The following is a 13,333-nucleotide window of genomic DNA, read 5'->3' on the forward strand; positions in this document are numbered from 1 at the left end:
TTTTGTGGATACGTTTTATGTCGCGTCATGCGTTGGATGCAAGCCATTACACCTCCCAGGAAACTCTTTCTCGCGAGCGTGCCCACTTGTTTGGCGCGTTGTGGACCTTCGTCGGGTTCACGTCGATGGTGCGCGAGCGAAATCAGTTCTTCACTCGCAAGGTGGCGGGTGTGCCGATCCTGGTTCAGAGAACCGAAGCCGGTATCCGGGCCTTTATCAATGAGTGCCCCCATCGGCTGTCGCCTATTCAGACCGAGAGTGCCGGCAAGCGCCCTATGGTCTGCCCTTACCATGCCTGGTCATTTGGTGCCGAGGGCGAGTTGCGTGGCATACCCAATCATGGGCTTTACCAGTTCAGTGCCGCGGAGCGAGAAAAGATCTGCCTGAAGAAACTTCATCTGGAGGAAGTCGGCCAGTTGTTGTTTGTGAATTTTGCGCAGAGTCCCATTGCACTGAATGAGCAATTTACGGATGAGTTCATCGGGCAGTTGCAGGATGTGTCCTCTCATCTGGATTCGCAGATTATCTACAGTTGCCATCAGGTCCGGTATAACTGGAAGTTGAATATGGAGAACGTGAAAGACTATAACCACGTTCCTTTTATTCATCCGCAAACCTTCATGCCGGCCATGAATCAAATGGTCAAGGAGATCCCTGTAGTTGGCGATGATGGGGCTTCGGAAGTCATCAGGCTGATTTCTGCTGCCGAATCTCCTGAACTTGACTCGCTGAGTTACAGCACCAAGGCTCTGATCAAACCCTACGAGAACTGGTTTGCGCCGTTGTGCGAAAAATATGGCAGTGAACATGCCTACTACAACTGGTTCATTTATCCCAATGTCAACTTCTGTAGTGTCAAGGGTGATCACTTTCTACTTCAGCAGTACGATCCCGTATCCCCTGGGGTTACCGACTATCACCTGTGGATGATGACCGCCACACGCAAGGATGTCCGCACCGACTTTACTGCGTTGCTGGCAACTTTGATTCGTGGCGAGCGCAAGGTCATAGCCGAGGACACGGTTGTGCTCGAGCGTTTGCAGGATGGGTTCGGTGAGCACTCTCGGCGCTTCATGCACGGCGAGTATGAGGCGCATATCGTTCAACAGCATCTCTGGTATAGAACTCATGTTTTGGGAGAGCGCCCATGACTCGCCATATCGTGCTGGGGGAGGGCTGGGCCTTCGAGCATGCCTGCCAGATGGCCACTGAGCTGGGCTTGCCCCATGTGCAGCACCGCCTGCTTTCGGCTGATCGTTACAACTTTCAGCTGGATGAATTCATCGATCGGTATCCGGCGCAAGACTTCGAAGTGTTTGTGGCGCTGGATGAGCGTGCGGTCAACTACTCGCGACACAAGCTGATTTCCCAGGTTCGGTTGGCGGGGTATCGCCTGTTCAATCTGGTTTCGCCTCGATCCATTGTTGAAGAAAGCGCCGTTCTGCAAGGCAATGCCTATGTGGGTGCGGGCTGCAACCTGGCCTCCGGTGCGGTAGTGGGGCTGGGCTCCTGGCTTGATCGCCAGGTAACTCTGGACTGCTCCGTGCAGTTAGGGGCCTGTGTGACCTTGCAGGCGGGTGTGACCCTGGGGCGCGGCGTGGAAATCGGCAGGGGCACCACGCTCTCCGCTGGCAGCTTTGCGCTGGCGGACACGAAAGTCGGTCGCCATTGCGAGTGGTTGTTGGGCGGGAAGTTGCCGGAAGTCCTTGCTGACAAGTCCTTTTATGATGCCCTGATGCCAGATGGCGCCAGAATCCTGAAAAACTGAATATTAATTATCTTGCCGATTCGCTCAGGCAATTGGGCGGGCCGTTTCTGGAGTGGGTATGCCGAGTAATTATGCTGGTGTTAAAGGGCTGGAAGTGGCTGGTAACTACGAAAACCTGGTCACCATCTTTCAGCGGGCGGTCTCTGCGTATCAACATGATCCGCGCTTCTGTATTGCGCCTGAGGCCTGTCATGTCTACGACGCAAATGGGCGTGAAACAAAAGTCGTGCTGTTGGGAACGACCCAGTTCTCTCAACTCTTTATCAATGAAGCTGCCGGCAGAGTGCGGATTGTTGCCGTGGTCGACGACTTCAAGGCCGGCAAGATGGAAAGCTTTCATGGCGTTCCGGTGATCAGTTCGGATGCCTTCCTGAAGTTGGCCCGGGATACTGCGCTGATCAGTGTCAATGGCTGTCGGTATGATCACTCCCGGCGTTATTTCAAAAGCCTGGCGCTGCGCAACAACATCCCCATGCTCAACTTTGAGCAGGGCTTGCGGCTGCTTTCCATCAACCCGGCGAGCGACCATCGGATTGATGACTGGGGCAGCTACATTGTTGCTCACGCCCAGGAGTTGATTGCTCTCGGGCGGCGTCTGGACGATGACTATTCACGCTTCACCCTGTTCAGCGTTTTGCTCGGCCATTTGACGTGCGACCCCGAGTGGATACTCAACGCTGCCAAGCCCTACTTGACCCTGTATTTCCGTTCCGGCTTGTGGCTGCCTGACCAGAATGAGCGCTTCGCTGACTGTGGCGCCTCGATTGCCGAGTCCGCCAAGGCCTTTCTCGATGCGACCGACGGCCGCTTCCAGAAGATCTGGATGATCGAGCCGGACGAGGTCAATCGGGCCACCATTCAATCCTTCATCAGCGGTTACAACGGTACTCTCGCGCCTGCCCAGTCAGGTGCCATCGAGTTGCTGGGTTGTGCGTTGAGCAACGAAGACGGGCAGATGCCGTTCTTGCATGAGGGCGGGCACGGCGGTCACCTGTTATCTGCCGCTACTGCCCAGGCCATCTGCCGGGATGTCGATGTGCGCCGTCTGGATTCATTGCTTGATGACAGCCCGACGCTGATCAAGATGGACATCGAAGGGGCGGAATTGCAGGCCTTGCAAGGGGCCCGTGAGCACATCAGTCGTGGGCGCCCGAAAATGGCCATTTCGGCTTATCACCGGTCTGGCGATTTGCTGGATATCACCCGTTTTGTCGAAAGTGTGCGTGGCGACTACAAGATCGGCCTGCGCCACCACACCGAAGAGCGCTGGGATACCTGCCTGTACTTCTATTGATCTGCGTTCTGGCGCGCTGCATTGGCGCGCCATTTGATTGGGCCTGTGCCACTCGAGCGAAGGTGGCGGGCTATCGGCATTAACTAGCAAGAAGGTTTATATGAGCGCAAAGCCACTGGTCAGTGTGGTCATTCCTGCTTACAAGGCAACTTACTTTGAAGCGGCGCTGGCCAGTGTCTGTGCGCAGAGCTACGAGCATCTGGAGGTGGTGGTATGCGATGACTCGCGTACCGGGACCATCCGTGAGTGCACGGCTCGTTATCAGGAGTCCTGCTCTTTTCCGATTCGCTATGAGTTCAATGAGTCTCTGCGCGGCGAGCTCTTCAATGCCATTGAGTGCATAAAAGTCGCCAGTGGAAAGTACATCAAGTTCCTCCATGACGACGATGTATTGCACCCTGAATGTGTCGCGCAACTGGTGGCTGCGATGGAGTCAGATCCCTCTGTGGCCATGGCGTCTTCGCGTCGCCGCCTGATCGATTCCGACGGGGTCCCGCAACCGGATGCCCTGGCCACATCCCTGCCTTTCGCTACCGATGTGGTTATCGATGGCAAGGAGCTGACCAGCCTGCTGGCCGACCATAGCCTCAACTTCATCGGCGAGCCGAGTTGCGTGCTTTGTCGCCGAGAGGATCTGCTGGCGCTGGGGGATGGCCTTATGTCGCTCAATGGTTGCCTGATCTATTGGGTGGGCGACCTGGCGATGTATGTGAAGCTGCTGCAAAAGGGCAACCTGGCGTTGCTGAAGCAGCCGCTGACCGATTTCCGAGTGTCCCTGCAGCAGGGCAGTCAGCAGGGGCGCGACAAGCCGGGTATCGGTAACCAGGGGCACGCTGATTTCAAACGGACATTGCGCGAACTGGGCTGGCATCGAGGGGGGCTGGATAACCATCTGGTTTCGGTGCGTTCCCTGTATGGCGGCGACAGGTTCGAGCCGGTGGATATCCTGGCTGCTCTGCGCCAGAGTTACGCCAAGGGCGTGGCCGACCGGCAGATCAACAGCTGGATCGAGCAGCGGGTGCCAAGCCCGACCCAGTTGCATTTGATGGAGGGCTATCTGCAGTCCGGCGGCGGTGCTCCTTCAATCGGCATCATCGTCCTTGATCTGGCCGCGGATGCCCAGGCGCTGGCGCGCACCCTGCATAGCCTGGCGGCGCAGCCGCAGGGGCTTGTGCAACTGAAAGTGACGGTACTGGGGCATGAGGCGCCTGGCTTGGTTGCCGGCGGCGCCGAGTTGCACTTCACACCGGTTCAGGCGAACTACGCAGAGCAGGTCAATCGTTTGCTGCAAGAAGATGCATGCGAATGGTGTGTGCTGGTCCGCGCTGGTGATGAGTTCACGCCAAGCGGCCTGTTGGTCGCCAGCCTGGAGTTGCTGCCGGATCCCGACTGCCGTGCAGTGTTCTGTGATGGCGTGCTGCGAGAAGCCAATGGCGACACGGGGGTCATGCTGCGCCCGGACTTCAACCTGGATTACCTGCTGAGTTTCCCGGGGGTGCTGGCGCGTCACTGGATCTTCAGGCGTCGGGTGCTGATCGAGGTGGGTGGTTTTGATGGTGCCTACGCGCGGGCCCTGGAGTTCGAGCTGATCCTGCGCCTGATCAATCAAGGTGGCATTGACGGTTTCGGGCATATCCCGGAATTGCTGCTGAGTTGTCCGCCCGTGGCCCTGGGTGAAAATGAAGATGAGCGCCGTGCGCTGGTCGAGCACCTGTCGCAGCGTGGCTATGCCAGCGCGCAGGTCGACAGCTCGCTTGCGGGACACTATCTGATCGACTACGGGCACCAGGCCCGCCCCCTGGTATCGATCGTGGTGGTGGTGAGTGACGACCTGGCGGCGGCGCAGCGCTGTATTTTCAGTGTCCTGGAGCACACCCGTTACCCTTTCTACGAGTTGCTGATCGTCGATAACGCCTGTCAGGCCGCAGAGGCAAGGCAGTGGTTGCAGGCTGTCGCGGAGCTGTCGGCTGAGCGTATCCGGGTAGTCAGCCTACCTTATGCCGTGGATCGTTCCACCGCCAACAACCTGGGGGCGCAGCAGGCTTCTGGTGAATATCTGGTATTCCTGCGTGCGCTGACGGCGATCTTCGACGGTGGCTGGATTGATGCGCTGTTGAATCACGCGCTGCGCCAGGAGGTGGCGGTAGTGGGGGCCAAAGCGCTCTCCAGTGATGGCGAAGTGAGCCATGGCGGATTGATCCTGGGGCTGGCGGCCGGCGGGGCGGCAGCATTTGCCGGGCAGCAGGCCGACGCTGCTGGGTACATGAATGGCTTGCAGGTGGATCGCAATTGCAGTGCGGTCGCCGACATCTGCCTGATGGTACGTAAGGCCCTGTTTGATGGGGTGGGTGGCTGGGATGCCGAGCTGTTCCCTGAGGCGGGAGCGGATATTGACCTGTGCCTGCGCCTGGCGGGCCATGGTTATCTGACGGTGTGGACGCCGCGTGCGCGGGTCATGCACGGTATGCCGCCGGCCGCGTTTGCGCCGCGGGATGAAGATGCCTTGTCCCAGCGCTGGCTTTCGGTGCTGGCGCGGGACCCGGCCTACAACCTGAATTTTTCCCTGGGGCAGCCAAAGGGCTTCCAACTGGCCGAGCCGTCGTTAAGTTGGCGTCCGCTGATCTGGCGCCCGTTGCCAGTGGTGCTGGTGCAACCTTCGGATCGTTATGGCAGTGGTCACTATCGGGCCATTCGACCGATGGAGGAGCAGAGTTCGGCGGGCCTGATCGACGGGGTGCTGTCGATGGCGCTGTTATCGCCGGCCGAACTGGCGCGAGTGGCCCCGGATTCGATGGTTTTCCAGCGCCACATCGGCGAGGAGTCGCTCAGCGCCATGCGTCGTGCGCAAGCCTTCTCGCGCAGTTTCAAGGTCTTTGAGCTGAACGATCACCTGCCAAGCCTGGCTGTCGGGGAGGCTGCCCAGGGCATGACGCCTGGGGATATTTCCTACTATTTGCGCGAAGCCGTGGCCTGCGTCGATCGCCTGGTGGTGTCCACCGAAGCCCTGGCCGACGCTCTGCATGGCCTGCATCCGGATGCCCGGGTCATCCACAGTCGCCTGGACCAGCAGGGCTGGGGGGCGTTGCCAAGCAGCCAGCGGTGTGCCGGCGACAAGCCCCGGGTAGGGTGGGCGGGCGCGGACTGGCAGCTGGCCAATCTTCAAGTGATCGGCGAGGTGGTGAAAGCCCTGGCGACGGAAGTCGACTGGGTGTTCATGGGGGCTTGTCCCGAGGAACTGCTGCCCTATGTCAAGGAAGTGCATCGTGGTGTGGAGATCAGCCTGTATCCGGCGGCGCTGGCCGGGCTGAATCTGGATCTGGCAGTAGCGCCCATGCAGCAGAGTCTGCTCAACGAGTGCAAGAGCAACCTGCGTCTCCTGGAGTATGGCGCCTGTGGTTATCCGGTCATCTGCAGTGATCTGGCGTGTTTCCGCGGTGATTTGCCGGTGACTCGGGTTGCCAATCGCTTCCAGGACTGGAGGGCGGCGATCCGCATGCATCTGGATGATCCACAGGCCAATGCCCGGGCCGGGGATGCCCTGCGTGAAGTCGTCCGGCGCGACTGGATGCTGGACGCTAGCGCATTGATGGCGTGGCGTGCTGCCTGGCTGCCGGATTAATCACGGCCACTCTGAGGTTTCCGGCATTTTCGGCTCAATGCCGGCGCCATATTTCCTTTCGGTAAAAGTTGGAAGGTTTCTTGCAGTAGCAGCCCCGTGCCGCTTCAGGCGTCAAAAGTTTGCTTTACGGAACGGGGTAAATCGGTGGATCGCTCTCAGTTAATCAACACGGCTCGCAGCAACCTGGCTGACCTCGGTCGAGGCAATCTGGGTGTGCCGGTGCTGCTGTTGGTCATGCTGGCCATGATGATGTTGCCGGTCCCGGCGTTCCTGCTGGACGTGTTCTTCACGTTCAACATCGCTTTGTCGATCGTGGTTCTGCTGGTGTGCGTGTACGCCCTGCGGCCGCTGGACTTTGCCGTGTTCCCCACCATCCTGCTGGTGGCCACGCTGTTGCGACTGGCGCTCAACGTGGCCTCGACCCGGGTGGTGATGCTCCATGGCCAGGATGGCCACGCCGCTGCCGGTAAGGTGATCCAGGCCTTCGGTGAGGTGGTGATCGGCGGCAACTACGTGGTCGGTATCGTGGTCTTTGCGATCCTCATGATCATCAACTTCGTGGTGGTGACCAAGGGTGCCGGCCGTATTTCCGAGGTGAGCGCGCGCTTCACCCTGGACGCCATGCCCGGCAAGCAGATGGCCATCGATGCTGACTTGAACGCCGGCCTGATCGACCAGAACCAGGCCAAGCTGCGCCGTCTCGAAGTGGCCCAGGAGGCCGAGTTCTACGGTTCCATGGACGGTGCCAGCAAATTCGTGCGCGGTGACGCCATCGCCGGTTTGCTGATCCTGTTCATCAACCTGATCGGCGGCATGGCCGTCGGTATCTTCCAGCACAACATGAGCTTTGGCGATGCGGGCCGGGTATACGCCTTGCTGACCATCGGTGACGGTTTGGTGGCGCAATTGCCATCACTGTTGCTGTCCACTGCGGCGGCGATCATGGTGACCCGGGCTTCGGGTTCCGAAGACATGGGCAAGCAGATCAACCGCCAGATGTTCGCTTCGCCCAAGGCGCTGGCGGTGGCAGCCGGCCTGATGGCCGTGATGGGGCTGGTGCCGGGCATGCCGCACTTCTCCTTCCTCAGCCTGGCGGCCGTGGCCGGTGGCGCCGCTTACCTGGTCTGGAAAAAACAGAACCAGGTCAAGGTCAAGGCTCTGGAAGAGGTCCAGCGTCAACAGGACCTGCTGCCTTCCCCGGCCCGTGCCCTGGAAACCAAGGAGTTGGGTTGGGACGACGTGACGCCGATCGACATGATCGGCCTGGAAGTCGGTTACCGCCTGATTCCCCTGGTGGATCGCAACCAGGGCGGGCAATTGCTGGCGCGGATCAAGGGGGTGCGCAAGAAGCTCTCCCAGGACCTGGGCTTTCTCATGCCCACGGTGCATATCCGCGACAACCTGGACCTGGCGCCGAGCGCCTACCGCCTGACCCTGATGGGGGTGATCCTGGCCGAAGCGGAGATCTATCCGGATCGCGAGCTGGCGATCAACCCGGGGCAGGTCTATGGCACGCTCAACGGCATCTCCGCTCGGGACCCGGCCTTTGGTCTGGAAGCGGTGTGGATCGAAATCAGCCAACGGCCGCAGGCGCAGTCCCTGGGCTACACCGTGGTGGACGCCAGTACCGTGGTCGCCACCCACTTGAACCAGATTCTGTACAAGCACTCCAGCGAACTGATCGGCCACGAAGAGGTCCAGCAGTTGCTGCAAGTGTTGTCCAAGAGTTCGCCGAAGCTGGCCGAGGAATTGGTGCCGGGCGTGCTGTCGCTGTCGCAGTTGCTCAAGGTCCTGCAAGCGCTGCTGGCCGAGCAGGTGCCGGTACGCGACATCCGCAGCATTGCCGAAGCCATCGCCAACAATGCCGCCAAGAGTCAAGATACTGCCGCTTTGGTTGCCGCGGTACGCGTCGGATTGTCTCGTGCCATCGTCCAAAGCATTGTAGGCACTGAGTCTGAGCTGCCTGTGATCACCTTGGAGCCAAGGTTGGAACAAATTTTGCTCAGCAGTCTGCAGAAGGCAGGACAAGGCCAGGAAGAAGGCGTTCTGCTGGAGCCAAGCATGGCAGAGAAGCTGCAGCGTTCGCTGATCGATGCGGCGCAGCGTCAAGAGATGCAAGGTCAACCGGTGATTCTGTTGGTAGCGGGGCCGGTCCGCGCCATGCTCTCGCGGTTCGGCCGTCTCGCCGTCCCGGGTTTGCATGTGCTGGCGTACCAGGAAATTCCGGACAACAAGCAAGTGACCATCGTTGCGACAGTAGGGCCCAACGGCTGAGGTAGTGGGTTATGCAAGTTAAGCGTTTTTTCGCCGCCGATATGCGTCAGGCCATGAAACTGGTTCGTGATGAGTTGGGCGCTGAAGCCGCCATCATCGGCAACCGGCGGATCGCCGGCGGTGTCGAGCTGACGGCTGCGCTGGATTACAAGTTGTCGGCCTTGTCGCCACGGGTTCCGAACATGGAACTCGAGGACGAGCTGCGCAAGACCCAGTCGCGGATTGTCACCGCCCAGGCCGAACTAAGCCTGCGGGGCGAGGGCGACAGTGCCTCGATCACCAATCGCCAGCTGTTCGCCGGCCTGCCGTTGACCGCGGCCGAGCCCCTGATCGAGCCGACCCTGACCGAGCGTCCGCGCCCGGCGCCGGCTCCTGCAGCGCCACCTGCCGATACGCGGGCGCTGGACTCGATGCGTTTCGAGCTCAACGGTCTGCGCGAACTGCTGGAAGTGCAGCTCGGCTCCCTGGCCTGGAGCCAATTGCAGGGCAGCCGTCCGGAGCAGGCCAACCTCTGGCGTCGCCTGCAGCGCATCGGCCTGTCGGGCCCGCTGGCCCGCGACCTGCTGGCACTGATTACCGAAATCAACGAACCCCGTCAGGCCTGGCGCATGTTGCTGGCGCACCTGGCGCGAATGATCCAGACCCCGGAAGTCGAGCCTCTGGAAGAGGGCGGCGTGATCGCCATGGTCGGCCCGGCCGGCATGGGCAAGACCACCACCCTGGCCAAGCTGGCGGCGCGCTACGTGCTCAAGTACGGGGCGCAGAACATTGCCCTGGTGAGCATGGACAGCTACCGCATCGGCGCCCAGGAGCAGCTCAAGACCCTGGGGCGCATCCTCAATGTGTCGGTGACCCATGTGGACCCGGGCCAGTCCCTGGCCCAGGCACTGGATCCGCTGCTGCGCAAGCGCGTGGTGCTGATCGATACCGCCGGCCTGCAGGCCAGCGATCCGGCGTTGCGCATGCAACTGGAGAGCCTGGCCGGTCGTGGCATTCGTGCGAAGAACTATCTGGTACTGGCTACCACCAGCCAGAAACAGGTGCTGACCGCCGCCTACCACAGCTACAAACGCTGCGGCCTGGCCGGTTGCATCCTGACTAAACTTGATGAAACAGCCAGTCTTGGCGAAGTGCTGAGCCTGGCCATCAGTCATGAACTGCCGGTTGCCTATCTCACTGATGGTCCGCGGATTCCTGACGATCTGCACCTGCCTCGCCGGCATCAGCTGGTGAGTCGCGCGGTAAGCGTACAGATGCAGGAAGAACCCAGCGAGGAAGCCATGGCCGACATGTTCGCTGACCTTTACCACAGCCCGTCCAAACGGGTTGGCTGAGGTAATCATGAATAGATTGCAGTGTATCTACATCGATGGTCTGCCATGCATTGTTCCAATGGTGAACGCGCAGCCAGTTATGTGGCCCCGTCTAAGTAAGACAAGGTAAAGAAAGAACATGGGCAGCATGCATCCCGTACAGGTGATTGCGGTGACCGGCGGCAAAGGTGGCGTCGGCAAGACTAATGTGTCAGTGAACTTGTCCCTGGCTCTGGCTGAGCTCGGCCGGCGGGTCTTGCTGCTGGATGCCGACCTGGGACTGGCCAATGTCGATGTCCTGCTGGGCCTGACTCCCAAACATACCCTGGCCGACGTCATCGAGGGTCGTTGCGAACTGCGCGATGTGCTGCTCCAGGGGCCTGGAGGCATCCGCATCGTACCGGCCGCCTCGGGCACCCAGAGCATGGTGCACCTGAGCCCTGCGCAGCACGCTGGCCTGATCCAGGCCTTCAGCGATATCGGCGACAATCTCGATGTGCTGGTGATCGACACCGCTGCGGGTATTGGTGACTCGGTAGTCAGCTTTGTCCGCGCGGCCCAGGAAGTACTGCTGGTGGTGTGCGACGAGCCGACCTCGATCACGGACGCCTACGCGCTGATCAAGCTGCTCAACCGCGACTACGGCATGAACCGTTTCCGGGTCCTGGCCAACATGGCTCAGAGCCCTCAGGAAGGTCGCAACCTGTTTGCAAAATTGACCAAGGTCACGGATCGCTTCCTGGACGTGGCCTTACAATACGTCGGCGCAGTTCCCTACGACGAAAGCGTACGCAAGGCCGTGCAAAAGCAGCGTGCGGTCTATGAAGCCTTTCCTCGTTCGAAGTGTGCATTGGCGTTCAAGGCCATCGCGCAAAAAGTCGATACCTGGCCGTTGCCGGCGAACCCACGCGGGCATCTGGAGTTTTTTGTCGAGCGGCTAGTGCATCAAACAGCGGGACCGGTGCTATGACTGCCAGTGGCTACAACCTCTACAAGAAGTCGGCGCGTGACAGCCAGTACGAATTGATCGAGCGCTACGCGCCTCTGGTCAAGCGTATTGCCTATCACCTGCTGGCGCGGTTGCCGGCCAGTGTTCAGGTAGAAGACCTGATTCAGGCCGGGATGATCGGTTTGCTCGAAGTGTCGACCAAATACGACGCGAGCAAGGGGGCGAGTTTCGAAACCTACGCGGGTATCCGTATCCGTGGGGCGATGCTCGACGAGGTTCGTAAAGGCGACTGGGCGCCGCGTTCGGTGCACCGTAATACGCGCATGGTCAGTGATGCGATTCGCGCAATTGAAGCTAAAACCGGTCGTGACGCTAAAGATCATGAAGTTGCGGCCGAACTTCAATTGAGTCTCGACGATTATTACGGGATTTTGAACGACACCTTGGGCAGCCGCCTGTTCAGTTTCGACGACCTGTTGCAGGACGGCGAGCATGAAGGGCTGCATGAGGATGGCGCCAGTGCTCATCTCGAGCCGTCACGGGACCTGGAGGATGAACGCTTCCAGGCCGCGTTGGCGGATGCGATTGCCAATTTGCCGGAGCGCGAGCGACTGGTGTTGGCGCTGTACTACGACGAAGAGCTGAACCTCAAGGAGATCGGTGAGGTCCTGGGGGTCAGCGAATCGCGGGTCAGCCAGTTACACAGCCAGTGCGCAGCCCGTTTGCGGGGGCGTTTGGGGGAGTGGCGAGCGCGCTGACAGGCAGTGTGGGGACACTGCGTTCAGGACCGGTGAAGCAAGCGCTGCACCGGTCTTGCAGTATGTGCTCCATGCAGTCGTTGTGTGTTATGCCGGATTGATTGAATGGCGCGTTCAGGTGCTGGATGCGTTTAAGACTGCTTGGAGGTCGAATTGGACAAGAACATGAAAATCCTCATCGTTGATGACTTTTCAACGATGCGGCGGATCATTAAGAACCTGTTGCGTGATCTGGGATTCACCAACACGGTCGAGGCCGACGATGGCACTACCGCCATTCCGGTACTCAACAGCGGGAGCATCGACTTTCTGGTAACGGACTGGAACATGCCGGGCATGACCGGTATCGACCTGCTGCGCCACGTGCGCGCCGATGAAAAACTCAAGCACCTGCCGGTATTGATGGTGACTGCTGAAGCCAAGCGCGAGCAGATCATCGAAGCTGCCCAGGCCGGCGTAAACGGCTATGTCGTCAAACCATTCACGGCTCAGGCGTTGAAAGAGAAGATCGAAAAAATCTTCGAACGCATCGGTTGAGACGCGTAGCCATTCCGCCACGGGGGAGCTATGGAGCATAACGAATCTTCACTGGGCGACTTTGAGTCGACCCTGAAAAAACATGCGCTGGAACTGGTCGAGAGCCTTGAAAAGGGCCGGTTCGGCGAAGCGGTGCAATTGATCCATGAGCTCAATCAGACCCGTGACCGCGGCCTGTACCAGGAAGTGGGCAAGCTCACCCGCGAGCTGCATAGCGCGATCGTCAATTTCCAGATTGACCCGCACATGCCGCAAGCCGAGGAAGTTTCACAGATCACGGATGCCACTGAGCGCCTGTCCTATGTGGTCCGGCTGACGGAAGCCGCAGCCAACCGCACCATGGACCTGGTGGAGAGCAGCACCCCGCTGGTCAACGGCTTGAGCACTGAAGCCCAGGCCTTGAGCGCAGACTGGGGGCGCTTCATGCGGCGCGAGGTCGGCGCTGAAGAGTTTCGCGAGCTGGCGCGCCGGGTCGACAGTTTCCTGACGCGCAGCGAACAGGAAACCCGTACCGTTTCCGGCCACCTCAACGACATTCTGCTGGCGCAGGATTACCAGGACCTGACCGGTCAGGTGATCAAGCGTGTGACCCAGTTGGTCACGGAAGTCGAAAGCAATCTGCTCAAACTCGTCTTGATGGCCAGCCAGGTCGATCGTTTCGCCGGTATCGAACATGACCGTGAATCGATCCTCGCTGAAAAAGATCCGCAAAAACATCTCGCCAAGGGTGAAGGTCCGCAGATTCATGCCGATAAACGGGAAGACGTTATGTCCGGTCAGGACGATGTAGACGATTTGCTTTCCAGCCTTGGATTCTAGGA

The 13,333-nt window shown here is 59.8% G+C and carries 10 protein-coding genes; all 10 read left to right on the top strand.

The window, feature by feature from the left end; genetic code table 11:
* Nucleotides 1–17: 17 nt before the first annotated feature.
* The 10 genes from KI242_RS08670 to KI242_RS08715 all read left to right on the top strand — a co-directional run bounded on the left by KI242_RS08670 (nucleotide 18) and on the right by KI242_RS08715 (nucleotide 13,331).
* Nucleotides 18–1,151 carry an aromatic ring-hydroxylating dioxygenase subunit alpha gene (locus KI242_RS08670; RefSeq protein WP_015634642.1) on the top strand — a complete coding sequence of 378 codons (1,134 nt, stop codon included), beginning with the start codon at nucleotides 18–20 and terminating at the stop codon, nucleotides 1,149–1,151.
* Complete coding sequence (locus tag KI242_RS08675) at nucleotides 1,148–1,768, top strand: acetyltransferase (RefSeq protein ID WP_212806056.1); 621 nt, start codon at nucleotides 1,148–1,150, stop codon at nucleotides 1,766–1,768. The genes KI242_RS08670 and KI242_RS08675 overlap by 4 nt, the downstream gene beginning before the upstream one ends.
* A 58-nt stretch (nucleotides 1,769–1,826) precedes the next feature.
* Complete coding sequence (locus KI242_RS08680; RefSeq protein WP_011059998.1) at nucleotides 1,827–3,062, top strand: FkbM family methyltransferase; 1,236 nt, start codon at nucleotides 1,827–1,829, stop codon at nucleotides 3,060–3,062.
* Nucleotides 3,063–3,162: 100 nt separating this feature from the next.
* A complete protein-coding gene (locus KI242_RS08685) occupies nucleotides 3,163–6,681 on the top strand; it encodes a glycosyltransferase (RefSeq protein ID WP_212806057.1) in 3,519 nt (1,172 codons plus the stop codon).
* Between the two features lie 144 nt (nucleotides 6,682–6,825).
* Entirely contained in the window at nucleotides 6,826–8,955 is a 2,130-nt protein-coding gene (gene flhA, locus KI242_RS08690) for a flagellar biosynthesis protein FlhA (RefSeq protein WP_212806058.1), read from the top strand.
* Nucleotides 8,956–8,966: 11 nt separating this feature from the next.
* A complete protein-coding gene (flhF, locus tag KI242_RS08695; RefSeq protein WP_011060001.1) occupies nucleotides 8,967–10,289 on the top strand; it encodes a flagellar biosynthesis protein FlhF in 1,323 nt (440 codons plus the stop codon).
* A gap of 118 nt (nucleotides 10,290–10,407) precedes the next feature.
* Nucleotides 10,408–11,238 carry a flagellar synthesis regulator FleN gene (gene fleN, locus KI242_RS08700; RefSeq protein WP_011060002.1) on the top strand — a complete coding sequence of 277 codons (831 nt, stop codon included), beginning with the start codon at nucleotides 10,408–10,410 and terminating at the stop codon, nucleotides 11,236–11,238.
* Complete coding sequence (fliA, locus tag KI242_RS08705; RefSeq protein ID WP_011060003.1) at nucleotides 11,235–11,975, top strand: RNA polymerase sigma factor FliA; 741 nt, start codon at nucleotides 11,235–11,237, stop codon at nucleotides 11,973–11,975. Before fleN ends, fliA begins: the two co-directional genes overlap by 4 nt.
* Before the next feature lie 165 nt (nucleotides 11,976–12,140).
* On the top strand, nucleotides 12,141–12,512 hold the full coding sequence (locus tag KI242_RS08710) for a chemotaxis response regulator CheY (protein WP_003183998.1): 372 nt from the start codon (nucleotides 12,141–12,143) through the stop codon (nucleotides 12,510–12,512).
* Nucleotides 12,513–12,542: 30 nt separating this feature from the next.
* Complete coding sequence (locus tag KI242_RS08715) at nucleotides 12,543–13,331, top strand: protein phosphatase CheZ (protein WP_011060004.1); 789 nt, start codon at nucleotides 12,543–12,545, stop codon at nucleotides 13,329–13,331.
* Nucleotides 13,332–13,333 lie beyond the last annotated feature (2 nt).

Origin of the sequence: Pseudomonas sp. Eqa60, assembly GCF_018326405.1 — a bacterium.
Lineage (GTDB): Bacteria > Pseudomonadota > Gammaproteobacteria > Pseudomonadales > Pseudomonadaceae > Aquipseudomonas > Aquipseudomonas protegens.